The organism is Streptomyces vulcanius (assembly GCF_042653945.1).
Classification (GTDB): Bacteria; Actinomycetota; Actinomycetes; order Streptomycetales; family Streptomycetaceae; genus Streptomyces; species Streptomyces mangrovi.
In genome coordinates this window covers 14,562-41,312 of sequence record NZ_JBHSFK010000054.1, presented here as the reverse complement: position 1 = coordinate 41,312, position 26,751 = coordinate 14,562, and the positions used below count along the sequence as shown (strand labels likewise).

The following is a 26,751-nucleotide window of genomic DNA, read 5'->3' as shown; positions in this document are numbered from 1 at the left end:
GGGCCAGGCCGAGCGCGCTGAGCTGGTCTTATCCGAACTAGTGCCGCATCAGGGAGCGTTCGCCCTGTTCACGACATCGAGGAGGCGTTCGTCGGCGGCGTGCTTGTTTCACCAGATGATGTAGCGACGGATCACGGGTGCGTCGAGGAGATCGCCGTCGTGCCCGCCGGCCGGGAGGGGGTGATGCTTGCCGCGGGTGTGGAGGCGCTGCCGGTGACCACCCGGGTCTGACAGATATATTTCGTAGCTCGATATATACTCGATGCATGGCCAGACGGAATCCGCCCTTGACGGAACCGCAGTACTTCATCCTTGCTGCACTCATGGATGGTCCGTTGCACGGCTACGGCATCATCAAGGCCGCCGAGCGGACCACCGACGGGCGGCTCCGGATCGCTGTCGGCACTCTCTATGGTGCGCTGGAGCGGATGGAGCGGGCCGGGCTGGTGGCCGCCGGCGACGAGGAGATCGTGGACGGGCGGGCCCGACGCTACTACCGGCTCACGGAGGACGGCACCGAGGCGCTCGCCCGGGAGGCGCTGCGGATGCAGCAGGCGGCGGCTGTCGTCATGGGGCGTGCGCGGGATGCCGGGGTGGCCCCGGCATGAACCGCCTGCTGCTCGCGGCCTATCCCGAGCCCTACCGTTCCCGGCAGGGAGAGGAGGTGCTGGCCTGCCTGTCCGAGGCGTATCCCGGCCGCTCCTGGCCCCCGCCGCGTGAAGTTGTCGCCCTGGCGCGTGCCGGGGTGCGGGCCCGCGCCCGCGCCGTCGTCGACGACACGGCCCGGCCGTGGTGGCTGGACGGCATCCATATGGCCGCCCTGGCCCTCGCCGCGCTGGCGCTGGTTCCGTACCTGCAGGATGTGTGGCACTGGGCGCTGCACATCGATCCCGGCCACAATGCCATCGCCTTCCCCTTCTCCGGCTGGTACCCGTGGGCGCAAGGTCCCGGCGGCGGGACACGGCTGCTGCCCTACGGGCTGCTTCCGCTGGTCTGCCTGATCGCCCTGCTGCGCGGCAGACCGTGGATCGCACTGCCGGCCGCGGCAGCCATGATCTGGGCCGGTGCCACGTCCCACGGCCGCACCCTCTTCGGCAACGAGGGCAAGGGGGGCTTGAGCTACTACGGTCTCGGCGCCCCGATAACCGCTCGTGACCTGGCGCTCTCGGGGACACTGTGCGCCGCGTGCGCCGTGCTGGCGCTCTGCCGTCCCAGTCGCCTGCGACGCCGCTCCTACCGCTGGCTGGCCCCCGTCGTACTCGCCATGTTCATTGCCGGGAGCCTGCACATCATCTACGTCAGTCCGACCTTCCAACGCGGCCTGTTCGTCCTCGAAGCCACCGCGCTGATCGCCGCGTGGGTGGCGACGGCAGCCACCGGCGACCACCGGTGGCTGATCCCCGTCGCGGCGGTCGCGATCGTCCGCACGCAGGCGATCGTCGTCCGGCCGGACGCGTTCATGCAGTCCTTTCCAGACCTCGTCGTCCTCATCCTGCTGATCGCCCCCCTCCCCGCCCTGGCGTTCACCGCCCAGCGCCGACAGAACCGGGCGCTCCTCGAATAGGAGCAGATCCCCCGGTGGGCCGGCCGAGCCCGGCGGCCCACCGCGTGCAACAAGAGGCGCGTGACCGAAGTGCTCCCACGGACGAAAGCAAGCGATGACCCAGCATGATTCCTCCACCCCGCCCACGCACCGGTCGACCGGCTCCGGACGAGACCTCGCAAGCCCCGGCCGGCTCCGGCCCTTGGCGGACGACACGGTGGCCGTGGACCCCAACTCTCGTGTATTCCCTGGGGTTCCTGGCGATCTACCTGCTCGCTGCCTGCACTCCGGTCGGGCAAAGGGCGGAGAACGCCGTGTTCGATCTCGGTGTGCCCGACATGGAGAAGGCATGGATCTTTCCCTGGTCGGGAGGGGGCATCGGCTCGACAACCCTGCCACCGCTGGAATTGACCCACATCAAGACCCTGATCGTGGGCCTGGGCGTCATCGCGGTCGTGACCCTGGTGCGCAGGTGCTGGTGGCAGGGGTGTGCGGCGGTCGGGGTCGTGGTGGCCACGATCGGGGCCAAGGAAGTGCTCAAGTCGGTCCTGCCCCGCCCGGACCTGGTAAACGCACGGGAAACGCTCATCGAGGGGAGCTTCCCCAGCGGGCACACGGCCATCCCCGCCGGCTGACCCTCGGCGTCTTCCTCGTCGCGTCCCCCCGCATCCGCCCCTACGTCACCACGGTCGGCGTGCTGTGGCTGGCCTGCATCGCCGCCGCCGTCCAGGCCCTTGGTCACCACCGGCCCAGTGACGTGCTGGGGGCAACACTGCTGGCCTGCGCCTGCTACAGCCTCGTGTCCTGGCTGCTGCCCGCCGCCGCACCGGACATCACGCGCGGCCCCCGTGCGCTGCCGTCCGTCACCCTGGCACTGTCCGCGGCCGTCGCGGTCGCCGCCGGCGTACGGAGCGACACCCTCGCGGGTTCATTGATCGACGCCGCCGCGGCCTTCGTGTGCGCAGCCCTGCTCTGGTACGCCGCAGTCGGGCGACCCGTACACACCGCCAGGCGGCTATGAATTGCTGTCGGCCGCCACCGTTCACGTTCCCGAGGTGGTCACTTCGTATGTGGAAGGCCTGGCCGAGCTGCTGACAACCATTGTGAGCGAGGTCGTCCCGGGGACAGCGCAGCAAGTGACCAGCGTGCTCCTCACGTTCACCCGAGGTCTGGAGGACGACCTTCGCGCCCCCTAGGCTGCCCACCGTGACCTCAAGACCGGCGTTGACATGATCACGGGCGGCGCGCGCGGCCGTCCCGCTCCGGGCGGTGGCCTCCAGGACTCCACCGGCACGTAACAGCGAAAGCAGGAAACATGAGCAGAGCGGATACCCCTGTCTACTACCGCGATCAGCAGGCTTGGCGCGATCTCCAGCAATTCCTGCCCGCTCGACTTCAGTTAACCGACGCAACCGCCCCCGAGGAAGAGTTCTGGGACTGGCGCGGACATCGCGTCCATCTCGACCGCTACCCGAACCCGGAAGCGAAGGCCAAAGTCATCCTGCACCACGGTGTGGGCACCAACGGCCGCCAGATGTCGCTCATCCTGGGCGCCCCGCTTGCCGGCCGCGGCGTCGAGACCGTCGCTCTGGACAATCTCGGCTACGGCCATACCCAGGTCATGCCAGGTACGACGCCCTCCTATGACGACTGGGTCGATCTGGTCGTCGACTTCCTTGCCTACGAACAGTCACGCGACGACCGCCCGATCGTGCTTTACGGGCTGAGCGCGGGAGGCATGCTCACTTACCACGTCGCGGCCAGGACTCCCCGTGGCTCCCTGGCCGGGATCGTCGGTATGACCTTCCTCGACCAACGGGTCCGCCAAGTCCGCGACGAGACGTCCCATGACATCGTCAGCGCACGCCTCGGCGCTCCGTTCATGGGTCTGATGGCCAAGACACCTGCCCGCTCGCTGAAATACCCCATGGGCTTGGCCTCCAAGATGTCAGCCCTCACTAACAACACGGAAGCCCTGAAGGTGTTCCGCAAGGATCCGACGTCCGCCGCGAACTGGGTCAGCCTCCGCTTCCTCGTCAGCTACCTCACGTATGCCCCTGCCGTCGAACCGGCCGACTTCGACGCCTGCCCGGTCCTGCTGACCCAGCCTGCCCAGGACCGCTGGAGCCCTCGTCACCTGAGTCAGCCAGTACTGTCCCGCATCACTAAGGTCCCCGTCGACACTGTCATGCTTGACAAGGCTGGCCACTACCCGCTCGAAGAGCCCGGCCTGCAACAGATGGAAGACGCGATCGTTGACTTCTTGACCACGTACGCCACGTGACCGACGCTCCGCGTGCCGCTGTGGGCCGGCAGTCCTGACCTCGGACATTCTGCCCAGCCGGGAACTCGCAAACGACAGAACCTCTTTGTCCGCCATAGTCGCTCGCATCGGGGAACGCTCAGAACAGAGTCATGAGGTTCACTCGAAGTGGGACCGCAGGACTTGCTTGTGATCAGATCCGTACATCTGACTGGCTCTTCTTGACTACAGCTGAGGAGTACCACGAAGTGGCAAGGGGGCACCGCGTCGCAGGCGTCACTGCGTTTGACGGCGAACCAGGAGTGGTGAACATCAAAACGATTAGTGAAGTGCCGATAATTCGGCATTATGAGCGCCTTCGGTAAGATGGCGTTGGTGGAGGTGGTTTCCCTTTGGAGCCGCCTGTACGTCTCTCGTCGCACTCCGCATCGGAGTGAGATAAGCCATGAACATCGAGATGGAAACCTAAGAATTCTCCACCAACCTTCTCCGCAAGGAGGCCGCAAAGCCCCGGCCTCGCATAAGATGGGATAGATCGGGCTATCGAATCGACAAGGATAAGGAGCACATCATGGAACGTACGAGCGGCAGAGGGCTTACCGTGATCACAGGAGCTTCTTCTGGGATCGGGGCTCAGTTGGCACGCGAACTGGGGAAGCAGGGTGCCGCCCTTTTGTTAACCGGTCGTAACGCTGAACGGCTCCGACGCGTGGCCCGTGAAATCGAGACGGTCGAAGGCGTGACCGTCGAGACCGTCCCTGCCGACCTGACGCGGACCGAGGGTGTGGACGCGGTGGTCAGAGCCATCGAAAACCGCGACGTAGACGTGCTGATAAACAATGCCGGGTTTGCAACCTACGGACCGCACCACACAATTGATCCGGATACAGAGGCATCGCTCATCTCCGTCAACTGCGGAGCACTCGTCGCGCTCACGCACGCAGTTCTTCCGCAGATGATCGAACGCGGCCGTGGCACAGTGATGAATGTAGCCTCGACCATCGCGTTCCAGCCCGCACCCCTTCAAGCCGTCTACGGTGCGTCCAAGGCATTTGTGCTCTCGTACAGCGAAGCACTGCACGAAGAGACCCGAAGCACCGGCGTCTGCGTGATTGCCTTGTGTCCCGGACCTACGTCCACAGGATTCATCGCCGCCATGAATTCCCCCGAGGCTTCGCAAAGCACGGTCTACGGGAAGGTTGACAGCGCGGAGCGTGTGACCCGAACGGCCGTCCGGGCGCTAAGAAAGCGGCGCGCCATAGCGGTGGTGGGAATCAAGAACTCGTTGACCATGAATGCGGCACGCTTCGCCCCCAGATCGGTCACCCGTCGGCTCGCGGCACGGATGCTTCGGCCGCGGTAACCAGTTCCGCGCTGACGACGACCCGATACCGTTGCACCACCCTTTGGAAATCCGCAAGCTGGCTGTCGCGGGGCTCAGCACAGACGGAAGTCGGTTCACTCTTTACGGTCAGGCAATGCGAGGGGGAATAACATGGCGTCGCAAATATCCGCCGCTCAGTTCGCCCGTGAGCAGGTTGGCCCGGCACTCCAATCGCCAAGTGCACGTCTTGCGCTGATGCGCCGTCTCTACGAAGGTACGGGCGGACCTCAGCGGCCGCATCTGCCCTACCGTCGCGCAGTCGGCGCCTTCATGGACTGGCAGATTCGCCGTGGTCTGCTCATGCCACGTACCGCTCCGGCGCCCGGGAGCGCGTGGTGGCGTGCAGTCAACGAGCGCCTGTTGAGCGATGGCTGGGAGGCGCTGGGCCTGTACCTTGGCATGCCCGGAAAACCCAGCGCGCCGAGTGTCGCTGCCACAGTGGAGTTCATTCGCGCACCGAACCCGAGCACGTGGTACCGCGCGCACAACCTCAGCGTGGTCTCTGCTTACCTGGAGCACCAAGAACTGGCGGAGACGGAAAGCCGGACTGAGCGGTTTTTCATGAACGTCGTCCTGCTGCGCGTGCTGTACGCACATGCGCTGGTCTCCGCTCCGCGCCTGGCGCTCGGCCGGCTCAGCCAAGCAGCCCCGTTCCTTGGCGATCCCAGGCTCGGGATGACGGGGATCTTCCTCTCGCTCTCCCGCGTTCTGCCCAACCGTTACCCCTTGAGCGACGACGTAGAGATCTACGTCGCGCGCGAACACGGACTCGGCCGTCTACTCGACCACGGTGTCATCACACCCCGGCTCGACCTGCTGTACGGCTGGTCAGCGAAGACGCTCCGCGAGCCACGGTTGGCGGACCTTCTAAAAGGTGGGATACCGGTGTACACCTGGCCCGCGCAAGACACTCGGCCCTGGCAGCCGAAGCCTTCGCCGATCATCCGCGCTGTGCGCAACATCCTGCCCACATCACAGCAGAAACAGACCGGTGAGCGTCACGGAACGATCTAAGCGCCATGTTCGCGGAGCATCTCCTCGTCGGCACGCCATCGCCGACGGGGGACTGACCGTCTGTACCAGCTCGACGACGTCGGCCTCATCAAGGTCAGGACCTCCTCGGCCAGTAGCACGACGTTTGCCAGCCTCATCAACACCACAGCGGGTAACAGATGAATCGGACTACACGAAGGGCTGAAGGACACAAAATGACGGGCAGCAAGCAGCAGATCGCATTGATCACGCCGGTGGCCACAGAGATTCAGCAAGAAGCACTTGCCTTCGTGGCAGACGGGCACGAGGCTAAGGCCGTGAAATGCCTGCGAAAGGCATCCGGTCTCGGCCTCCCTGAAGCGCAAGCTGCGCTCCAACTACTTCGCTCCGGAAAGGCCCTGCCTGCCGATTACCCCCAGGCTCTGGAAAACCTGGAGGCGCTGGACTCGGACCTGATGCGCGAGTTGGGCTCTTCACTCGCCGAGGGCGACAGCGTCAAAGCCGTCAAAGTGCTACGCGAACGGATGGACCTCAGCTTGACCAGCGGCTACCGCCTGATCAAGCAGTTGGAGGATCGCGAAGCCAGCTGATTCAGTACAGCGCGGGCTCAAGCGTGTATCTGGAGCAGCTCTGGGATGCAGATATTCCCCGGTTCCCGGCGCGGAGTCTGGCTCGGGTGCTTTCAGCCCACTTGCGACGCAGAAGGAAGCCCGGCACGCGCAACCCTCTACTGTCGACCAAGGAACGCCGTAGAGTCAGATAATGGCGAACTACTGAGCTTGAACTCATGAAGTCGTTGGGGTGAGGGATAGGCCGGTCCCGGCAGGGCGGTTTCAAAGTCCTGAACCTCATGAATTTATGCAGATCACGGCCGTGCCACGGTGTATCGGTGACCCGCCACGTACGCAACGAAGCTCCAGTTGAAGGGGTGACCTTGCCAAGTCGCCCTGTCCAACCGGAGCTTCGATGTGCCGTCAGTCTGCCAGCGTCTGCCTGATCAAGTCGCCCTCGCGTCAGCACCGCGCGCTCCCACGTCTGTCGCAGCGGCTGGTCACGCTGGCCGATCCGCGCCACCGGCGCGGGAGGCGTCACTCGTTCGTGAGCGTTCTGCTGATCGCCTGCTCCGCCGTACTGGCCGGGGCCCGCTGGTTCACGGCGATCGGCCAGTGGGCCAAGGCGGCCCCGCAGACAACCCTCGCCCGGCTCGGTGCCCGCGTGGCCACGGTGTTCAGCGTCCGCATCGCGCCGAGCGCGGCGACCGTGCTTATGGGATGTGGGTTATCCAGTGAGCGCCAGGTTGTGTAGGCGGGCGATGCCGAGCATGGCTTGGTGAACGCCGTTGTCCTTGAGTCGGCAGTCGCGCAGGATTTTCCAGTTCTTCAGCCGGGACAGGGCGTGTTCCACCCGGGCTCGCGCCCGGCGGTGTACGGCATTCTCTGCCTCCTGCTGTGGGCTGAGATGCGTCTGGCCTCGTCGTCTGCGGTGCGGGATGAGCAGGCCGGTGCACCTGGTATCCGCCGTCGGCGATGACAGGTGCACCGCGACAGGCCAGGTCGACGCCGGACTCCGTGAAGGCCCGGCAGTCATTGCGGCTGCCGGGCAGCGGTAGGCCGATCGCCACGACCAGGCGACTGTTGGCGTCGATGACCACTTGGAGGTTGGTCGAGTACCGGTAGTTCTTGCTCGATGCCGCAATGTTGCGGTCGCGGGTGGGCACCAGGGTGCCGTCGACGATGTAGACGGTGTCCTTGCGCGGCCGACGCGCCAGCGAGATCGCCAGCAGAGGTGCGAGGTGGTCCAGAATTCTGTCGGCTGCGGACTTCGACACCCCGAACAACGGCGCGGCCCGCCGCAACGTGAGGTTCGTGCGCCAGTACGTCGCGACCAGCAGTATCCGATCCTCCAACGACAGCCGCCATGGCCAGCCCCGCTGAACGTCACCGCCACGACGCCACCAGCCTGCCGAACTGCCCCTCGGTCAAACCTGCGAACGGCTCGATCTACTTCGGATCATCCGCTGAGATCACCCCACCCGTGCCCAGCCAACGCACCAACCGCCCCACCAGTTACGGGACAACCTCTAGTAATCCATACACGGACCACGGCCCCAACTGCCCCGGTTCTGCTTATCGGTTCGCGCAGGGAGCCCTCTTGGGCGCATTCTGATCTCATGTCCGTTGAAGACGAAGACGTCCTGAATCTGCCCCGCCCGAAGTGGGAGCACCGCGAGATCGCGATCCTCGGTGGAAGTCAGGAGGACGACCTGGCGATGGCGGGTAACTACGCCTCCGCCGCCGAGATCGTCGCCCTCCACTGGATCGAGAAGGGGCCGGACGACGGGCTTCCCCTGCCGATCCTGTATCTGTACCGCCACAGCCTCGAACTGGCGCTGAAGTGGCTGATCAGGGTGGCAGCGCGGTGTGCTGTACGGGACGGCTACGCGGGGCAGGAGAACCTGAGCCCGGCCCGGGTGGACGAGCGGCTTCGCGAACTCGGGCACAACCTCAAGGACCTGGCCGACTGCCTCGACCGATACATGCAGTTGCTGAAGCGATTCGGCCCGAACAACAGTGTCGACCGCGACTCGCGGAAGCTCCTGCGCAAGCTGAGTAACGAGGACGAGTGGGGCGACGCCTTCCGGTACGCCGTGATCGGCAAGGCCCCGAACAGTGCACCGGCCCGGCCGACGCAGGAGTCCCGCAACTTCTACGAGGAGGTGAACGAGCTCCACAAGCTCGCCATCCTCCTCACGCACGGGTACTCCACCGAGCTATACAACTACGAAGAGATGCAGACCAGCGGCTTCTGATCACCCGGCTACGGGCGGCGAATCGGCTATTCGCCGATCCGCCGCCCGCACGCCGGCGCCGCTCCCGCCGGCCAGCTGCGCCGGAACCGGCCGGGCTGTGGGAGCGTCGGGAGGGGCGTGAACAAGCACGGCGTCCTACTTGATTCCGTCACCGCATCCTGCGGCTCGTCGTTGATCAGGACTGTAGAAGGCCACCTGCACGCGGCCGAAGCGATCCTTGCTTGGATCCCACGAGGACAAGCTGCCGCTAACGAGCTGGTGCACGACAAGCGGTGAGACGTCGAGCCCGTGATGGTTGATCATGGTCGGGTGGTGGGGAACAGGACTCGTGCAGTGATCGTCAGCAACCGTCGCATCACGGGCCTGACGGGCGATGTGATCGCTGAACTCGTAGCCGAGGTAGGTCCGTTGTGGCATGAGCGTCACCAGGCCAAGCTGGCTTCTCGCCCGCGTAAGCGGGCCGTGGGCGGCGGGCCGAAACACCAGTTGGTGTTCGTCGATCGACTGCTGGCAACTCTCGTCCATCTTCGTCACGGGGCCACTCACGACGTGCTGGCCTGCTGGTTCAGAGTGGACCGCTCCACCATCACCCGGTCCATCGGTGAAGTGCGGCCCCTGCTCGCCGAGCGAGGCTGCACCGTCAGCCCCGACGTGCGGCTACGGACCCTGGCCGAGGTCGTCGAGCATCTCGGCACGAGTGGGACAACCGGCATCATCGACGGCACAGAGATTCGGGTCCGGCGGCCCGCCGTCGGGCGCAAGGAACGGGACAAGTTCATCTCCGGCAAGAACAAGCAGAACGCGGTCAAATCCATGGTGGTCACGGATAGCGGAGGCCGGGTGCTGTGGTGCAGCCCGGCCCAGCCCGCAAGCTGCGCGGACATCACCCACGCCCGCCAGTTGGGGCTGGTCACGCTCCTGAGCGATGGCCCTGCGGTGGAGATCCTCGCCGATGCCGGCTACCAGGGTTTGGGGGCTCAGACCGGTGGCCGGGTGGTGACACCACCACACCGGAAGTTCAAGAAGAACGCCCCGGACTGGTACGAGGAGATGTACGAGCGTCAGCGCAAGGCACACTCCTCGCGCCGCATCCGGGTCGAGCACGGCATCGCCCATCTGAAGAACTGGCGTGCCCTGGCCCGACACCTCGGCCGCCGCGAGCACATGAGCGACACCGTCCAGGCCATCGCCAGCCTGCTGTCCCACCAGCAGACCACAGACCTGCACTCAACACGGCAGACGTGAACACGGGCCTCACCGAGGTTCTCGACGCCTCACCGCTTGTCGTGCACCAGCTCGTTAGCGGGATTCCATAACCATCCGTCATGCCAGAGCGTTTCAATCCCTGTTTACCGCGACCGCCCTGCGACCTCACCACCGCCGGGGGCTTTGGTGATCGAGCCGTCGACGGCGATCTGGTCGAGCTCGAGGCCGCCGATCCGGTCGTAGGCATCCAGCGCGATCTGCTTGAGCTTGGCGAAGACACCGAGCCGGATCCACTCGTCGCGATGGTTGCGGATCGTGGTGGCCGAGCAGGTCGTGTCGGCGATCGCCTGGTAGGAGCAGCCGAACCGCAGACTCCTGCTTGCGGACCACCGAACGGAACATCAGCAGTAGCCGGGCCAGGTCGTGCTGACCGACCCGGACCGTGTTCGCCTCTGGGTCGTAGCCGTACGGGTTGGAACACCTATCAAAGTGGCCCTGGAATGTGGGCAGTTGTGGGGGTTGTTGACCTGTGCATGAGGAAGGGGCAGCAGTCGCCGTGGATCGTGGCGGATGAGCTGTGGGTGCGGATCGAGCCGTTGCTGCCCGGTCGTGCCGCGCCGGCCAGATCATCCCGGCCGTAAGCGTCTGGATGACCGGAAGGTCCTGTCCGGCATCCTGTTCGTGCTCTACACGGGCATCCCGTGGGAGTTCCTGCCTCAGGAACTGGGCTTCGGCTCTGGAATGACCTGCTGGCGACGCCTGCACGACTGGAACGACGCGTCAAGCCCTGTTGCAAGTCGGCCTGTAGTGCGTAGGCACCAGGACACGTGAGTGGCTGGTCCGGGTGCACCAGGGGAAGACGGTGGCGGAGGACGATGCCCGGCGGGGCGCCGGAGGGGAGTGTGGGAGGCGCGTGAATCTCGCGCATTCCCCTTGCCTAGCGGTATCTGGAGCGATCAACAGATGGCAGTATTTCTTTACCGGATCGGACGGTGGGCCTTCCGGCGGCGCCGGCTCGTCAGTGCTGTGTGGCTGGTTGCCCTGGTGCTGGCCGGGGTCGCCGCCGCCACGGCGCCGGAGGGGAAGGAAGAGGACCTCTCCATGCCCGGCACCGAGTCGCAGAAGGCGTTCGACCTGCTGGACGAGCGCTTCCCTCAAAGCAACTCCCAGGGCGCCGAGGCCCGCTTGGTGTTCCAGGCCCCGGACGGGCAGCGGGTGACGGCCAAGGAGAACAAGGCGGCCGTCGAGGACACGATCGGCTCCCTGGACGGCGGCTATCAGGTCGCGTCGACCACCGACCCCTATGAGACCGGCGCCGTCAGCGAGGACGGCACCATCGCCTACTCCACGATCACCTACACCGCGGACGCCGTCGACCTGACCGAGCCGACGAAGAGCGCCCTGGAGGACGCTGCGAGCCGGGCCCGGGACGCGGGGCTGACCGTGGAGATCGGCGGCTCGGCCCTGGATGCGGAAGTGGAACCGGGCGGTACGACGGAGCTCATCGGCGTGATGGTGGCGGCGGTGGTGCTGGTCCTCACCCTCGGGTCGCTGGTCGCGGCCGGACTGTCGCTGCTGACCGCCTTCCTGGGCGTGGCCATCGCCTTCGCCCTGGTCACCGCGCTGGCCGTTCCGCTGGGCCTGACGTCCACCGTCGCCATCCTGGCGCTGATGCTGGGCCTGGCGGTCGGCATCGACTACGCCCTCTTCATCACCTCCCGCTTCCGCGACGAGCGCGCCCAGGGCAGCGAGCCGGAGGAGGCCGCCGGCCGGGCGGTGGGCACGGCCGGATCCGCCGTCGTCTTCGCCGGCGCGACCGTCTTCATCGCCCTGGCCGGGCTGGGGGTCGTCGGAATCCCCGAACTCACCAAGATAGGCATGGGCGGCGCGGGCGCCGTGGCCCTTGCCGTACTCGTCGCACTGACCCTGGTCCCCGCGCTGTTCGGCTTCTTCGGCCGACGGGTACTGTCCCGCACCGTCCGCAAGGCCACCCGGCCGGGACGCGAGCGCCCGCACCCGGTGCCCACCGCGGCCGGCCGACCCGGGCTCGGCACCCGCTGGGCGCGGTTCGTGCTGCGCAGGCCGGTGGCCGTGCTGATGGTCGCCGGACTCGGTCTCGGCGCCGTCGCCCTGCCGGCGCTGAGCCTCGAACTCGGGCTGCCCGGAGACGAGTCCAAGTCGGTGGAGACCACCCAGCGCCGCGCCTACGACCTGCTGTCAGAAGGCTTCGGCCCCGGCTTCAACGGCCCGTTGACTGTGGTCGTGGACACGTCGAAGTCCGCGGACCCGCAGGCCACCACGGACCTGGTCGTCAAGACCGTACGGGGAGTGGACGGGGTCGAGTCGGTCGGTGATCCGGTTCTCAGCCAGAACAAGGACACAGCCGTCCTCACCGCTGTTCCGCGGACCGCGCCGAACAGCGGCGAGACCAAGGACCTGGTGCACGCGATCAGGGGCGCGGTCGACGGCGTCGAGGCCGACACGGGCGCCGGCATCGCGGTGACCGGCACCACTGCGCTGAACATCGACATCTCCGAAGCCATGTCCGACGCCCTCATCCCCTATCTGATGGTGGTCATCGGCCTTGCGGTGCTCCTGCTGCTGGTGGTCTTCCGCTCGGTCCTGGTCCCGGTCAAGGCCGCGCTCGGCTTCCTGCTGTCGGTGGGTGCCGCCTTCGGTGTCCTCGTCGCGGTCTTCCAGTGGGGCTGGGGGGCAGACCTTGTCGGCATCGAGCAGACCGGGCCGGTCATGTCGCTGATGCCGATTCTCATCATTGGCATCGTGTTCGGCCTCGCCATGGACTACGAGGTCTTCCTCTTCACCCGGATGCGGGAGGCGTACGTGCATGGCGCGTCCCCCGGCGAGGCGATCGTCAGCGGTTTCCGGCACAGCGGACGTGTCGTGGCCGCGGCGGCGATCATCATGATCAGTGTGTTCGCCGGATTCATCGGGCTGAACAGCCCGACCATCCAGACGATGGGCGTCGGCCTTGCCGCCGCCGTCGCCTTCGACGCCTTCCTGGTCAGGATGGCGATCGCACCCGCGGTTCTGGCCCTGCTCGGCCACCGGGCCTGGTGGCTGCCCCGTATCCTGAACCGCGTGCTACCGAACGTGGACATCGAGGGTGAGGCACTGAACGGACATGCCCCGGCCTCCGCAACCGAGCCGGACGTAACGGTGCAGCGGTTCCCCGTCGGCCGGCACCGGTAGAGAGCCGGCCATGACGAGCACGGGGGGCGGCCACCGGCGACCACGCAGCACGTGGTGGCGGGAGGGGTCGATCACGGCTACGGCGTTTGCGCTCTGTCTGCTCGGCGGCACGCTGCGCGACGGCAGCACCCTGTCACCGCCGCCTGCCGCCGCCTACTTCCTCGCCGTGGTGTCCTGTGCGGTGCTGCCGTTGCGGCACCGGGCACCCCTGGTCGTCATGGCGGTCACGACCGTGAGCGGCATGCTGGTGCCGCCCTTGGACCTCCTGCTGAGCCCGCTCATCGTGGCCCCCGCCGTGATCACCACCTACTCACTCACCGTGCGCGCCGAACGGCACGCGGTGAGCGCGGTGTCGCTCACCTCCGTGGCACTGCTGGTTGCCTCCATCCCCTTGTTCGGAGACCTCTCGTGGCAGGATGTGATCAGGGTGGGAGCGGTGGCGGCGTTCCCGCTGGTGGCCGGCCTACTCGGTCATTCCACTCAGATCCGTCGGGCCTACCTGGCGGCCATCGAGCAGAACCGGCGGGCTCGCCTGACGGCTGTGGAGGAGCGGGCCCGGCGGGCCGAGGAGAGCCGGGACAGCGAGGCGCGCCGGAGGGTGGCCGAGGAACGGGTGCGTATCGCCCGGGAGTTGCACGACCTCGTGGCCCATCAGATCACCCTGGCCAACGCGCAGGCCACGGTCGCCGCCCACCTCTTCGACGTCCGCCCGGAGCAGACCCGCAAGAGCCTGAAGGAGCTCGTCGAGACCACCGGCCACGCGCTCGACGAACTGCGGGCCACGGTCGGTCTGCTGCGTCAGTCCGGGGACACGGCCGCCCCCGCCGAACCGGCGCCCGGGCTGTCCCGGCTGCCCACGCTCCTCGAATCCTTCCGCCGCGCGGGCCTGGAAGTGGCGGTGCACCAGGAGGGCACGGCCATGACGCTGCCACCGGGAGTGGACCTCACGGCCTACCGCATCGTCCAGGAGGCCCTGACCAACGTGACCAAGCACGCCGGCACCGGTAGCGCCCGGGTGCGCCTCGCCTGGAACGCCGATCGAGTGATCATCACCGTCGCCGACGACGGAGGGGACGCCCGTACGACGCCGACCGCGTCCACGGCGCCGCACCGTTCGCCCGGTTACGGTCTGATCGGGATGCGTGAGCGTGCCACCGCGGTCGGGGGACACTTCTCCGCGGGCAGGCGCCCGGAGGGCGGCTTCCTCGTCTCCACCCAGCTGCCCCTCCCACCTGCCAAGGACATGACGTGGCGGACTGACGAAGCAACAACCATCGAGGAACGAATGGCCGACGGAGCGACAGACGACGGACGGACGGGCGACGAAGAGGCCGGTGATGCGCGGTGACGCTCTGCGTGCTGCTCGCCGACGATCAGGCCCTGCTGCGCGGTGCCTTCCGGTTGCTTCTCGATTCCGCCGACGACATCACCGTGGTCGGCGAGGCCGCCGACGGCAGAGAGGCGGTGAGACTCACCCGGGAGCTGCGCCCCGACGTGGTGATCATGGACATCCGGATGCCCGAGGTGGACGGTCTCGCCGCCACGTCGGAGATCTGCGCGGACCCGGAACTGCGTGCCAGCCGCATCCTGATCCTCACCACGTACGAGACCGACGAGTACGTCGCTCAGGCGCTGCGCGCGGGAGCCGGAGGCTTCATCGGCAAGGGCATCGGGGCCGAGGATCTGCTGAACGCCGTGCGTACGATCGCCGACGGCGACACTCTTCTGTCCCCCGCCGCGACCCGCTCCCTCGTCGCCCGTTTCCTGGCCACACCGGACGACGCCCCGCCGAACCACTCCGAACAGCTCGCCGTACTCACCCCGCGCGAACGCGAGATGGTGGCACTGGTCGCGACCGGCCTGTCCAACCAGGAGATCGCCGAGCGGATGTTCCTCAGCCCCTTCACCGTCCGCGCCCACGTACACCGCGCCATGACGAAGCTGGAAGCCCGCGACCGCGCCCAACTCGTCGTCATCGCCTACCGGACCGGCCTGGCCCACGCCGCCCCCGACGGCGGCACCGACCGCCTGTCCTAGTCCGACAGCAGGAGTCCGGTACCGGGAGCCGTTCGGCGGCTCGCTGGGCCCACTCGTCGTGGCCCCCGCCGTGATCGCCGCCTAGGAGTGCCCTGAAAATCTTGCTTCGACAGCCCGGCGTGCCCTAGTTCGCTAGTAAATACCGATTTTGGCGAACCGGTGAAAATCGGGCGCGTTTTCAAGATCTTCAGTGGGCTCCTAGTCCTACTCGCTCACCGCGCGCACCGGACGGCGGCGTGCTGGTCGACAACGCCCTGGGGGGCCTGAACCACCGGATCGAGCCCATCTGTGCCCGCACCTACCGAGCGCGGCGCACACATCAAGCAGGTTCACGCACTTGCTCGCAACCAACGATGAAAGGGACGTCTATGTCCGAAGCTGTAATTTCCCCGGTCCGCATGGGGAGGCTGTCGATCGGTGCCCTCGGCATCCTGGCACTCGCCCTCGGCACCCTGCAGTCAGTGGTGGAGCCTGCGCTCCCGCTGCTGGCAGGTGAGCTGGACGTCAGTAGTGGCGATGCGGCATTGATCGGCAACGTACTGCTCATCACCGGCGCGGTCATCACGCCCATCGCAGGCAAGCTCGGCGACCGCTTTGGCGGAAAGCGGATGCTGGTCTGGCTGATGGCCGTGGTGTCGGCCGGTGGTCTGGTGGCCAGCATGGCGCCGAACCTGCCGGTGTTGTTGCTCGGTCAGGCATTGCAGGGCGTCATGGTGGGTGCGATGCCTCTCTCATTCATCCTGGTGCGCAAACACCTCTCGACAGGTGAGTCACAGGCGGCGATCGGGGTGGTCGTCGCGCTGTTCACGGGCGGCGGCATGGTGGGAATGCTGTTTGCCGGGCCGGTCGCGGAAGGAATGTCCTGGCATTGGATGTTCGGGCTACCGACGATCGTGATCATCGTGATGACGTTGGCCGTGACTTGGCTGATGCCGCATGATTCGCCGATCAAGTCGGCCAGCAAGATCGACTGGCTTGGCGTCACTCTGCTGAGCGGCACGTTACTCGTGTTCATGATCGGGTTGAAGACGGTGACGAAAGACGGCGGCGTGTCGCCACTCGTGGTCGTTGCCATCGTGGTGGGCGTGGCCGCCCTCGCGGCCGCATGGGTCGCCGTCGAGCGCAGGGCTGTCTCTCCGATGGTCGATCTACGAATGCTGGCAATGTCTGCAATGCGGAACGCGATCGGGCTCACCTTCGTCATCACCACCAGTTTCGGGATGGTGGGCACTCTTCTCCCGCTGATGTTCGGGGAACCGGCCGACGGGTACGGCTTCGGAGCCGGCACCACCGACATCGGACTGCTCCTGCTGCCCGGCGCCATCGCCGGGTGTGTAAGCGATTTGATCGGCGGGATCGCGGCGCGGCGTTTCGGTACGCGCTCCGTGGTCGTCATGGGCGCCGTCGTCACGGCGACCACGATGATGGCCCTGGCGGCGCTGCACACCGCGGAATGGCAGCTCGCCCTCGCCAAGTTGCTGACCGCGTTCGCCGCGGGCATCGCCAGCACGGCGTTGCTCACCAGCACCGCCACCGCCGTCGAGACCAAGGACACCGGCATCGCCACCAGCCTGCTCGTGGTGACACGCGTGGTCGGCACCGCCCTGGGCGCCCAGATAGCCGGTGCGCTTCTCGACGCCGGGGTCGACCCGGTGACGGGCCTGAAGGCCGAATCCTCCTTCGTCACAGCTTTCGTCGTCGCCGGCCTCGTCGCCGCATTGTCACTGCTTGTCGTCCGCATCACGAAAAAAGGAGCCCAGGCATGACCCCCGCCGGTCCGTCGATGAACGTGAGCACGACCGCGAAGCGCAAAGTCCTGATCGTCGGGGCCAGTATCTCCGGACCCGCGCTGGCGTACTGGCTGCACCGGGCCGGATTCACGGTCACCGTGGTGGAGAAGGCAGGCGCCCTGCGCGACGGTGGCTACCCGATCGACATCCGCGGTACCGCGACGGAGGTGGTCCGGCGGATGGGAATCCTGCCGCGGCTACGGGACGCGCACATCGACTTGCGTCGCTGCACCTTCCTCGACACTGAGGGCGGCGAAGTGGCCTCGGTCCCCCCGCGCGCCGTGGCCGGCAGTGCCGAGGGACAGGACCTCGAAGTGCGGCGTGGGGATCTGGCCGCGAACCTCTACGCGCTGGTCCGCGACGACGTGGAATTCCTCTTCGACGACTCCATCGACACCCTCGACCAGTCCGGACATGGGCTCGACGTCACGTTCCGCAGTGGGCGACGGCGCACGTTCGACCTGGTGGTCGGAGCCGACGGGATGCATTCGCACACCCGGGAGTCGCTGTTCGGCCCCGAAGAACAGTTCCACCGCTACCTCGGCTACTGCTTCGCCCTCTTCACCATGCCGAACACCCTCGGGCTCTCCCGCGAGCTCATGCTGTGGAACACCCCCGGGAAGGCCGCGGCACTCTACGCTGCCGGGGACAACGACGAACTGCACGCCTTCCTGACCTTCCACCAACCAGAACCGCCGTTCGACGCCCTCCGGAACCCCGACGCCCAGCGGAACCTGGTCGCCACGGTCTTCGCCGGCGCGGGATGGGAGGTCCCTGGCATGGTCAACGCCATGCGCGTCGCGGACGACCTGTTCTTCGACACGGCCGGTCAGATCCGCATGCCCCACTGGTCCAGCGGCCGCGTCGCGCTCGTCGGCGACGCCGCCTACGCACCCTCGTTCCTCACCGGACAGGGATCGAGCCTCGCGCTGGTCGGCGCCTACATGCTCGCCAACGCCCTGGCCACACACCGCGACCATACCGCCGCCTTCGCCGCCTACGAACGCGGCGTTCGTGAGTTCGTAGCCATGAATCAGGCACTCGTCGACAACGGTGCGGCCACGCTCTTCCCCACCACGGAGCGGGCCCTGGAGCAACGCAACACCATGCTGCGCGACCTCGTCACCATGCCCTCCGCGTCGGCGCGACCGGCCCACTCCGCCCTCACACTGCCCGAATTCGCCCCGAATCCGTGACCTCACACGGCAGCCGCACTCGGAGGTTGTCCCACGTGGACCTGCGTATCGCCGAGGATGCCCTGTTCATCGACAGCGGCGACCTCGCTGGGCTTACTGGCTCTAACAAAAGCAGTGTGATCATGCGACTGTCGGCTTGATCGCTGGTTGATGAGGACATGCGGCACAGCACAGCGATGGCGCTCTTGCACGCGGGAGTCGACATCTCCGTGATCGCCCTCTGGCTCGGCCATGAATCAACCGAAACCACACAAATCTATCTGCACGCCGACATGGCCATCAAGGAACGCGCGCTCACGCGCACGGCCCCCTCCGGCAGCACACCCGGCCGCTACACCGCCCCGGACACCCTGCTGGCGTTCCTCCAGGCACTCTGAGCAGCAGGCCAAGGGTTATGCCGACCGCTTCGGGACCCGGCACCGAGCCCATCAGGCTTCCGCCCGTCGCAGTCGGCATAACCCGGCAGGCGGCATAAGCAGATGATTTCGTCGCGATGTGCACCAGCCGTGAACAGGCCGAGCAGGTCAAGGAACGGCTGGCTGCATGGCTGACGCCCAGGGGACTCGCCTTCCACGAGGACAAGACAAGAATTGTCCACGCGGAGAGCGGATTCGACTTCCTGGGATTCAACATCCGCCGCTATCACGGCAAACTGCTGATCAAGCCGAGCAAAGCGGCTCAGAGACGGATACGGGAACGGCTCAGCATCGAAATGGTGGCCCTGCGAGGGGCCAACGCCGGTGCGGTACTCAAGAAGATCAACCCGATCGTGCGGGGTTGGTCGGCCTACTACCGGACGGTGGTGTCCAGCGAGATCTTCACGGCGCTGGACAATCACATGTGGAAGCTCGCTTACAAGTGGGCCAAACACAGCCACCCGAACAAGCCGAAGCACTGGATATCCGACAAGTACTTCGGCCGGTTCAACAGGTCCAGGAGCGACCGGTGGGTGTTCGGCGACCGCGACAACGGCGCCTACCTGCTCAAGTTCTCCTGGACGAAGATCGTCCGGCACCAGCTGGTCAAGGGGAAGGCGTCCCCGGACGACCCTGCCCTGAAATCCTATTGGGCTCAGCGGCGACGCAAGGGAACCCCTCTACCAATCGACGCTATGACCGTGCGTCTACTACAGGCACAACACGGCCGTTGCCCGATCTGCGGAGGACTCTTACTGCACGCCGACCACCCGCCACAAAGCCCGCAGGAATGGGAAGCGTGGCGGGCGGTCATCCGGAAGGCGATCTCCAAGCAATACATCGCGTTTCCGGATGGCAGGACGCCGGACGGTCAACGACTCCGTCTCCTCCACGCCCATTGTCTACGGCGGAATGGAGCCGCCGAGATGACAAATCCAGCACTTTTGCCTGCTGGCGAGCCTTTGGGGCTTGCTTGAGCCGTGTGCGGTGAAAGCTGCTTGCACGGTTCTGAGGGGGCGGGGAGCAGCAATGCGTCCCCGCTACCCGACTGATCATCGGGCTGAACCGGTCGGCGATCGGCACGCTCGTGGAGCGTACTACCCGCTACACGATGCTGGTTCACCTGCCACGGGCCGAGGGCTACGGCACGATCCCGCGTATCAAGAACGGCCCTGCCCTGGCCGGCTACGGTGCCGTGGCCATGAAGGACGCCCTGACCACCACGATGGCCACCTTGCCCGACAAGCTTCGCCGGTCACTGACCTGGGACCGCGGGAAGGAACTCTCCGCTCACGCCCAACTCACCATCGAAACAGGGCTACCGGTCTACTTCGCGGACCACCTGCTTATGTGCTGTCCTGTCAGATACACCGCGAGTTATGCCGGATCGCCAGGAGATGCGATTCATGCCTTTCACCGCGCTGCACCCCGACCTGGGCCGTCTCGATGCCACTCTCCCAGACCTAGGGGGTGGCCTGGACTGGAGCCAGGTCCACAAGGTCCGTCCACGCATCCCGCTTGCCTGCCCCGAGTGCACCTGGAGCCTGCACCCCAAGGTCTCCCGGTACGGCGTGCGGTTCTTCTGCCACGACCCAGGACGGCCACCGTCGTGCGAGCTGTCGAACGAGTCATGGGAACACCACATGCTCAAGCTGGAGATGGCCGCCGCGATACGGGCGGCCGGGTGGTACGCCGCATTGGAGGTGCCAGCCGAGGACAACTCCTGGCGCGCGGACGTCATGGCGTCGTCCGTGGACGGTACCCATCGCATGGCCTGGGAGGCTCAGCTGTCGCCGATCACCTTGGACGGCATTTCCGCCCGCACCGACCGCTACGCCGACGAAGCCATCCGGGTGTGCTGGGTGTCTCCGCACGAACGAACGCCGCAGTGGATCAGCACAGTGCCGGCGGTCCGGGTTCGTCCTCCAGAAGAACGGGAGCAGCCCTGGATTGTGGACGACGGCCTGGCCGGATTCGACTTTCCCGCCGGCCAATGGGTGTCCCGCGAGGCGCCGCTGTCCCAATTCGTGCGTTGGGCGCTGCGGGGGCAGCTTGTCCCCGCAGCAAGCATGCCGCGGTATCGGCGGATCTACCGCGTCGTCGACGGCAAACAGCGGCGGTTTCGACGGAGCCAGTGGTGGACGTCGCTGCAGTCAGTCCGCGACCAGGAAAGGCACGAGGCGATGCGGCAGCGGCAAGAGGCGCCAATGCCGAGCGGGAGGCCCGGCAGAAGGAGCGGGAGGAGAAAGCCGAGCGCCGTCGGCAGGCGGAGCAGGAGCAGGAGCGGGTCCGCAGGGCGGAAGAGTCGCGCGTCCACTGGGAGAAGGTCCGTCGGCAGTGGGCGGAGGAGGATGCGCGCCGGGCGAGGGAGAAGGCGGAGGAGGATGCGCGGCTCGCCCAGGAGCAGGCCGAGCGGGAGGAGGCGGAACGGCAGGCCCTGGAAACCGCGAGGGCGTGGTGGGGCCGGCTGTCGCCGCAGCAGAGGACCGAACTGTTCACCGCCGTCGCCGAGTATGCGTGGCGGGAGTCAAACCTGCGGGTGGAGATCCCGGAGAAGCCGATGATGTCATCGGAGTACGCCTATGGGGTGCCGGTGTACGCGCTGGGGAAGCAACGGCCCCTGTACGGAGTCGTGCGGCCCTGCCCCAGCCTGGTGGCCTCCTCACCCCGAGTCGCGCGTCTGCACGCCTTGACCCGAAGCTCCCAGGAGGCCCGGGAACTGGCCGCGGCGATGCCCGGAGGCCGGGTCACGGACCTGGACCTGCCCGAGCACGAGCAACTGAGCATGTGTTGAGCGCCAAGGGCTTGTTCGGACCGGGCCGACGGAGCCGAGCCACCATCACATCCTGTCCGCCCCGAAGCCAGCGTCCAGGACTCCCCGGCCGGCACCCGGCTGCTCGACCGGGTCGCCACCGGCATCGTGCGCCAATGGCGCCGTACGCCATTCATCGCCGCTTACGGGAAGGCCACAGTCCAGGGTCACCGCGACAACCGACACATTCTCATGCTCTCGCTGTGCCTGTGCCTCGTTCTCCTGGTACAGCCGGACTTCGGCGAGGCTGTGCGCATGGGCCGGGCACTTCCGCTGTTTCGAGGGACCCCAGCGGTCGCAGTGGAAGTATGCGGTCAGGAAGATCCCGGCGGTCCTCGCGCTTTGGAGATACTCAGCTACGAGTTGCTGGGCCAAAGCTGTGTCCAGCGATGCGTTCCAACAGCCCTTGCATTCGATGACGAGCCTGATGGCGTCGTTGCCAGTATCTTCCCGGGCGGGCACTTCGATCTGGATGTCCGTGCGCAGCCCCGGGAAGCCCGGTCTGCGCACTTGGACCTCGCGGTTGACGACGACTCGGTGGCCGCCGATGTCGTGCAGGAGGAACGTAGCGACAATGTCGCTGAAGTCCTCTTCCCAACATGGCCACCACTCGTTGTGGTTCACTCCGGCCCGGTCTCGGTTCCACAGTGCTGTGATGAGGCCGTTGGGACGGTGAAGTGTCTGCCCGAAGCGTTCGAGTGATTCCAGGACGACGTCGAGAAGGTGTCGCTCGTCGGCGACCCAGCGGAGTCGAGCAGTGTCAGCGAGCCGGATCAAGTGCTCGGGTTCGACCGGCATGGCGTATCTGGCGGCTGCTGCGAACTTGGTGGCGCGGGCCTCCACACGCAGCCGCCAGACTGCCGGGTATTCGTCGGCGAGACATCGCAGTTCCGCGGCGGCCTCCAAGGTGCCCAGATGAGCGAGAACGTTGGGCAGAGAGCGAGCCATGTCGAGTAGCCGGTCCTCGTCGTTGACGAAACCGGAGTGCAGGGGAGCGTTGGCCACGTCGTCGATGCCGATGTGGCCAACGAGCAGTCGATAGAAGTCCGCGAGACGGTCTTCCGGCAGCAGGGCGACGGCCGTGGGCCAGTTTCCCGGCGGGGCGGGGAAGCGTGTCAGTCGTCGCAGGTATGCCGCGAGCGTTGCCGGGTTGTCGAGTCGGCGTCTGATGAATGACCAATGGGCCGGTAGGGCCGTGAGATGCAGGAGCGCGACTGCCGCCAGCATCCAGCGCACGTGTTCTGGCGACTGAGGTGCATGGTCCGCTGGATCGTCTGCCAGTGCGGCAGCCAGTTGGTCGGCTGCTTCCTCGTCTCCTTGAGCCGCGAGTTCGCTCAGAACGCCCTGCCACTGCTCCGGTCGGCGCTCTCCATGGGCTGCCCAGGTCCGGACGGCGCGGCGCACGCTGTCCTGCGGCAGCTTCGCAGACGTACGGGCAATGGTCCGGGCAACGTCGTCGTGAACGCCGTCAAGGACCTCCGTCATCAGTCTGGCGATTTCGTCCTGGGCCTTGTTCGTGCACTCGAAGAGCAGCCGTTGTTGAACCTTCTTCGCATCACCATCGGCATGAAGGCTGGAGAGGGCGACGGCCCATCCGGCCCAGCGGTCGGGTTCACCGGGGATGTCGGGGAGCGGGCCGAGGAGGGCCATGGCCGTGAGTTCGGGAGCATTGCTGATGCTCATGGCTCCGTAGGGCACCAACATCTCGGGACTCAAGGGCGGAGCTGTGCACAGCACATGGTGTGTGGCTTTGAGGAGGAGGCTGTCCAGCTCGGTGCCCGCAGGTGGCCGAGACGGTGCTTCGGCCACCGCCATGAGCCACGGTCTCTCCCACTTTGGCGACGAGCCGTCGGTCGTGCGGTGAAGCTCGCCGATGACCCGCCCCCAGGCACTCCGTACCTCGTTCGCCCCTGTGGCAAGCACAGCGTCAAATGCCGAACGCAGGGCGGCTTCGTCGTACGTGTTCCGTCGGCGCTCAGCTTCTTCAAGTTCGCGTTGCTCTCGCTCCCATGACGACTCTTCTGGTGGGTTATCCCAAAAGGCCGTCGCCGCGTACAGGGTCGGATGAGATGCACGGGCTGCTCGAGCTCGATCCAGGGCAGCTTGGTCCTCCGGGGGCGGGAAGGCAACGGCCAGTCGTGCGAACCTCTCGTCGGTTCCGGACAACAGGTCCCAGTGCTCCATCCAGTACACAGCGTCTTCCCGAAGCAACAAGGCCCTGGTAAGTCGGCCCATGTGCAATGCGAAGAGCTGCTCGTCGGTGGCGCGTGTCAGCAGCATTGAGGCAAGGGCTCGACGGACCTCGATGTGATCGCCGAGTGCGGCAGCCAAGTCCTTCAAGGGCGTGTGCATGTGCCGGCCCAGAAGATGTCCATGGTGGTCGGCGAGACCCAGCAGGGCGTCCGCAAGATCGTGCAACAAAGCGGCAGAGCCCGATGCCTGACCGGCGAGGCTGACGGCGCGGGCGAGAACGGCGACCGCTAGGGTCCTGCTTTCCCCCTCGGTCGTTCCGCAGAGGGCGTCACGGGCCCAGGTGACGGCCTCTTCCACGTGAGTCGCCTGGATGAGCTCGGGGATCTCCATGCGGAGCATGTAGGCACGGCCGATCAGGTCCGGATCCGGGTCGCGCGTGTGCCTGAGGAGCTCCGTCATTGTGAGGTGGTCCGGCCACAACTGTCGCAACGCCGCCGCCACGATCTCCGGGGAGTCGTCGTTCAGCAGCCCCCGAATGCGCGCGACGAATCCGCTCTCCGGTTCGGTGATGCCAGCCAGGGCCGAGACTCTAACGTCTGTGTATGCGTCCCGGTCTTCGGCGAGGGCCAGCAGATCGGGGTTCAGCTCGGGCCGGCGACAAGCCCGGGCCATGCCGACTGCAGCGAAGAGCGGAGTCACTTCTGCGCTGGCGTTCAGGTAGGGGCGCAACTGGTCCGCAATTTCCGGGTGATCCAAACGATGAAGTGACTCGCTGTCGAGCCGGATGGTGTCGTCGTTCTGGAGCAGGGCAAGAAGCGCCTCAACGACGCGCCCCCGGTCGCGATCCGAGCGCCGGGGAAGGTCAGCGAGGAGCAGTACTTGTGGGTCGTCCCGAAGTAGGTCCTCGAACATCTCGGCATCCGCGTTGCTGCGCCAAGCGGCTACCTCCTGATGAGCGGGAAGGACGTGCCGGGACGGTCCGTCGCCGATCCACAACAGTTCTCGCTCCACGGCTGGCTGAATCTCACGAGAGCGCAGGAACTCCGCAGCGAGAAACTCTTGGTAGCTCTTGTGTACGAACGTCCAGCGGTAGTCGCCGAGCGGGTGCAGCAGACTCGACTCGGTGAGCTGGCTCAATTCGTTCATCGTGCAGGGAACCGGGGTCCCCAGAGGTCCCGGCTCATTGCCCGGGGCCAAGCGGGACAGCTCAAGATCGTCAACCGGCGTGCCTGTCGACGGAGGGGCCCCATCCGCCAGCGCTGTGTAGGGGCCGAGCTGCAGAGCCGCGGCAACCCGCGCCGCAACAGCGTAGAGGTTCTCGGCCGTCGCCTGGGTTCGACGTACCTCTGCGCGTTTGGGACGGCGGATCTCCTTACAGAGTTGCAGACACGCCTCGCGATACGCCTCCGCGGTTGTCTCTGGGAGGCTTCCACGGTTTGTGTAGCTCGTCAGCATGTGCCGCAAGGTCATCGGGTGGGTGGCCAGCGCCACCAGACCTCGCTGCTGTACCACCTTGCAGAACGCCACCGGGTCTTCAAGACCCACGACTTCAGCCGCAAGGGCGACATCGTCCCGCGACAGCGGAGCCAGAGCGACCATCGCCACCATGTCAGTCGGCCAGAACCGCCCGAGATCCGTCTCCAGCCCGGCCGGCCATCTCGCCGTACGGCAGCTGATGCGCAGCCGCAGTCCCCTCCTGCCCTCATCTCCAAGGCCCTCAAGCTGCTCCACGACCAGCTGATCCAGATCCGGCAGAGCGTCCAACCCCTCGTCCAGACCGTCGAGAAGCACATGCCACTCGATCGCCGTGGAGGGCCGCTGGAACACCGCTTCGAGTTTCGCCGCAGCGCGGCTCGCGTCGCTGCCGCACTTGCCGAGGTCAAGCCGTCGTGCGACCCTGCCCGTGGCTTCCAGATCACGGTGCTCTTGATCCAGCGCGAACGACTTGCCCATTCCCCATTCGCCGCGCAGGACGAGCAACGGAACGGCCCGCTCATCAGCCAACGACCGCCCTGGAGTGGCCCCGAGGTACCGCGCCGAGAGCGGCCATCCGTACCGGTCCGACTCCGGAGGTTCTCCCAGCGGGAGAATTCGCCGTCTCCACGGCACACACTGCCACTCCACGATTCGCCACGTCCCAACCGCTCTCAGGCATACCGCGCCACTCTGCAGAGCTCACACGATAAGCCTCAGCACCGGCAACCTGAGCGACGTGGCCCCGGCAGGCCCAGGGGAGCATGTGGAGCTACCACCAGCAGACCAAAAACCTGCTGGGCGGTCTGCACCAGTGGCTGAGCATGACCGCTTGGCACCACGAAATCCTCGGCGATCATGCTTGACCGGCCTACGCATCAGATCGCCTGACCAGCGGCGCAGCACGCCTGACTCTCCATCAGAACAAGCGGGTCGGTCTCGTGGTCCATCGGGAACTAACTCATCCGAACGAACCTCCGCTGCCATGGGCGCGGACGATCTGCTGCAGTCGGTCCAGTTCGTGCCGTTCGCGTTCGTGCCGGATGGGTGGTGCCAGCGGGTCGTTCACGATCTGCGTGAGCTCTGCAGCTCTGCGTCGGATGTGCGCGATGTCGCGATCCGTGCGGGCGATGTTGGGGCACTTGGGACGACAGTCGTCTGTGTCGGGGGTGACCATGGGGTCGTCGACGGCTCTGCGAAGCTGGCAGGCGGCTGTCGCCGGGTTGAAGGCGCAGCGAGGGCCAGGTCCACGATCGTGCGGACCAGACCGTCCGTGCACAGCAACGCATCGCCGCGCGAAAGCAGGCAGGAGTACAACTCGGTCCGGAATGCCGTCACCGCTGCGAACGCGTCCCGTTGAACCCCGTGCTCAACCCGTTCCACGATCTGGCCTCCGCGCGCCGCGCCGAACTCTCCTCGCAGGATC

20 protein-coding genes and 6 pseudogenes are annotated in these 26,751 nt (G+C 66.4%); 23 read left to right on the top strand and 3 right to left on the bottom strand.

The features are described from left to right. The first annotated feature begins 266 nt into the window (after window positions 1–266). The 9 genes from ACFPIH_RS49275 to ACFPIH_RS49235 all read left to right on the top strand — a co-directional run bounded on the left by ACFPIH_RS49275 (window position 267) and on the right by ACFPIH_RS49235 (window position 7,488). Window positions 267–608, top strand: a complete 342-nt coding sequence (locus ACFPIH_RS49275) for a PadR family transcriptional regulator (RefSeq protein WP_381181862.1) — start codon at window positions 267–269, stop codon at window positions 606–608. After that, window positions 605–1,564 (top strand): hypothetical protein, encoded by a 960-nt coding sequence (locus tag ACFPIH_RS49270; protein ID WP_381181864.1) that lies wholly within the window; start codon window positions 605–607, stop codon window positions 1,562–1,564. The genes ACFPIH_RS49275 and ACFPIH_RS49270 overlap by 4 nt, the downstream gene beginning before the upstream one ends. A 218-nt stretch (window positions 1,565–1,782) precedes the next feature. After that, window positions 1,783–2,178, top strand: coding sequence for a hypothetical protein (locus tag ACFPIH_RS49265; RefSeq protein WP_381181866.1), 396 nt, complete (start codon window positions 1,783–1,785; stop codon window positions 2,176–2,178). A gap of 59 nt (window positions 2,179–2,237) precedes the next feature. Continuing rightward, the gene (locus ACFPIH_RS49260; protein ID WP_381181868.1) at window positions 2,238–2,564 is read left to right on the top strand and encodes a hypothetical protein; all 327 of its coding nucleotides are present in this window, start codon (window positions 2,238–2,240) and stop codon (window positions 2,562–2,564) included. A gap of 294 nt (window positions 2,565–2,858) precedes the next feature. After that, window positions 2,859–3,827 (top strand): alpha/beta hydrolase, encoded by a 969-nt coding sequence (locus ACFPIH_RS49255; protein ID WP_381181870.1) that lies wholly within the window; start codon window positions 2,859–2,861, stop codon window positions 3,825–3,827. 550 nt (window positions 3,828–4,377) lie between these two features. After that, window positions 4,378–5,169, top strand: a complete 792-nt coding sequence (locus ACFPIH_RS49250; protein WP_381181872.1) for an SDR family NAD(P)-dependent oxidoreductase — start codon at window positions 4,378–4,380, stop codon at window positions 5,167–5,169. A gap of 132 nt (window positions 5,170–5,301) precedes the next feature. Then, window positions 5,302–6,204 carry a hypothetical protein gene (locus ACFPIH_RS49245; protein WP_381181874.1) on the top strand — a complete coding sequence of 301 codons (903 nt, stop codon included), beginning with the start codon at window positions 5,302–5,304 and terminating at the stop codon, window positions 6,202–6,204. Between the two features lie 194 nt (window positions 6,205–6,398). Then, window positions 6,399–6,773 (top strand): SEL1-like repeat protein, encoded by a 375-nt coding sequence (locus ACFPIH_RS49240; RefSeq protein ID WP_381181876.1) that lies wholly within the window; start codon window positions 6,399–6,401, stop codon window positions 6,771–6,773. Window positions 6,774–7,149: 376 nt separating this feature from the next. Beyond that, window positions 7,150–7,488 carry a transposase family protein gene (locus tag ACFPIH_RS49235; protein WP_381181877.1) on the top strand — a complete coding sequence of 113 codons (339 nt, stop codon included), beginning with the start codon at window positions 7,150–7,152 and terminating at the stop codon, window positions 7,486–7,488. On the opposite strand, the pseudogene ACFPIH_RS49230 reads toward ACFPIH_RS49235, so the two are convergent. Continuing rightward, window positions 7,462–8,183 (bottom strand): annotated as a pseudogene (locus ACFPIH_RS49230) (transposase). The gene ACFPIH_RS49235 and the pseudogene ACFPIH_RS49230 sit on opposite strands and share 27 nt — an antisense overlap. 170 nt (window positions 8,184–8,353) lie before the next feature. On the opposite strand from ACFPIH_RS49230, the gene ACFPIH_RS49225 reads away from it, so the two are divergent. Both ACFPIH_RS49225 and ACFPIH_RS49220 read left to right on the top strand, forming a co-directional pair. Then, window positions 8,354–8,992, top strand: coding sequence for a hypothetical protein (locus ACFPIH_RS49225; RefSeq protein ID WP_381181879.1), 639 nt, complete (start codon window positions 8,354–8,356; stop codon window positions 8,990–8,992). Window positions 8,993–9,325: 333 nt separating this feature from the next. Beyond that, window positions 9,326–10,237 carry a transposase family protein gene (locus ACFPIH_RS49220; RefSeq protein ID WP_381181881.1) on the top strand — a complete coding sequence of 304 codons (912 nt, stop codon included), beginning with the start codon at window positions 9,326–9,328 and terminating at the stop codon, window positions 10,235–10,237. A gap of 55 nt (window positions 10,238–10,292) precedes the next feature. Here ACFPIH_RS49220 and ACFPIH_RS49215 read toward each other — a convergent pair. Beyond that, window positions 10,293–10,569: pseudogene (locus tag ACFPIH_RS49215) on the bottom strand (IS5/IS1182 family transposase); the annotation flags it as partial. 162 nt (window positions 10,570–10,731) lie between these two features. On the opposite strand from ACFPIH_RS49215, the pseudogene ACFPIH_RS49210 reads away from it, so the two are divergent. The 12 genes and pseudogenes from ACFPIH_RS49210 to ACFPIH_RS49155 all read left to right on the top strand — a co-directional run. After that, a pseudogene (locus ACFPIH_RS49210) lies at window positions 10,732–10,978 on the top strand (transposase); the annotation flags it as partial. A gap of 183 nt (window positions 10,979–11,161) precedes the next feature. Beyond that, window positions 11,162–13,408 carry an MMPL family transporter gene (locus ACFPIH_RS49205; protein ID WP_381181883.1) on the top strand — a complete coding sequence of 749 codons (2,247 nt, stop codon included), beginning with the start codon at window positions 11,162–11,164 and terminating at the stop codon, window positions 13,406–13,408. Between the two features lie 10 nt (window positions 13,409–13,418). After that, entirely contained in the window at window positions 13,419–14,756 is a 1,338-nt protein-coding gene (locus ACFPIH_RS49200; RefSeq protein ID WP_381181885.1) for a sensor histidine kinase, read from the top strand. Then, window positions 14,753–15,445 carry a response regulator transcription factor gene (locus tag ACFPIH_RS49195; RefSeq protein ID WP_381181887.1) on the top strand — a complete coding sequence of 231 codons (693 nt, stop codon included), beginning with the start codon at window positions 14,753–14,755 and terminating at the stop codon, window positions 15,443–15,445. Before ACFPIH_RS49200 ends, ACFPIH_RS49195 begins: the two co-directional genes overlap by 4 nt. A gap of 368 nt (window positions 15,446–15,813) precedes the next feature. Beyond that, on the top strand, window positions 15,814–17,211 hold the full coding sequence (locus ACFPIH_RS49190) for an MFS transporter (RefSeq protein ID WP_381181888.1): 1,398 nt from the start codon (window positions 15,814–15,816) through the stop codon (window positions 17,209–17,211). Continuing rightward, window positions 17,208–18,431 (top strand): FAD-dependent monooxygenase, encoded by a 1,224-nt coding sequence (locus ACFPIH_RS49185; protein WP_381181890.1) that lies wholly within the window; start codon window positions 17,208–17,210, stop codon window positions 18,429–18,431. Before ACFPIH_RS49190 ends, ACFPIH_RS49185 begins: the two co-directional genes overlap by 4 nt. A 158-nt stretch (window positions 18,432–18,589) precedes the next feature. Next, the gene (locus ACFPIH_RS49180; RefSeq protein WP_381181892.1) at window positions 18,590–18,808 is read left to right on the top strand and encodes a tyrosine-type recombinase/integrase; all 219 of its coding nucleotides are present in this window, start codon (window positions 18,590–18,592) and stop codon (window positions 18,806–18,808) included. Window positions 18,809–18,918: 110 nt separating this feature from the next. Beyond that, window positions 18,919–19,053 (top strand): annotated as a pseudogene (locus ACFPIH_RS49175) (RNA-directed DNA polymerase); the annotation flags it as partial. Window positions 19,054–19,143: 90 nt separating this feature from the next. Then, window positions 19,144–19,824 (top strand): group II intron maturase-specific domain-containing protein, encoded by a 681-nt coding sequence (locus ACFPIH_RS49170; RefSeq protein WP_385879057.1) that lies wholly within the window; start codon window positions 19,144–19,146, stop codon window positions 19,822–19,824. A 71-nt stretch (window positions 19,825–19,895) separates the two neighbouring features. Then, window positions 19,896–20,186, top strand: a pseudogene (locus tag ACFPIH_RS49165) (transposase); the annotation flags it as partial. Between the two features lie 40 nt (window positions 20,187–20,226). Next, window positions 20,227–20,667 (top strand): annotated as a pseudogene (locus ACFPIH_RS49160) (competence protein CoiA family protein); the annotation flags it as partial. Between the two features lie 317 nt (window positions 20,668–20,984). Then, the gene (locus ACFPIH_RS49155) at window positions 20,985–21,641 is read left to right on the top strand and encodes a hypothetical protein (RefSeq protein WP_381182059.1); all 657 of its coding nucleotides are present in this window, start codon (window positions 20,985–20,987) and stop codon (window positions 21,639–21,641) included. A 45-nt stretch (window positions 21,642–21,686) separates the two neighbouring features. On the opposite strand, the gene ACFPIH_RS49150 is transcribed toward ACFPIH_RS49155, so the two are convergent. Continuing rightward, window positions 21,687–25,856, bottom strand: coding sequence for an NACHT domain-containing protein (locus tag ACFPIH_RS49150; protein ID WP_381181894.1), 4,170 nt, complete (start codon window positions 25,854–25,856; stop codon window positions 21,687–21,689). Window positions 25,857–26,751: the final 895 nt, after the last annotated feature.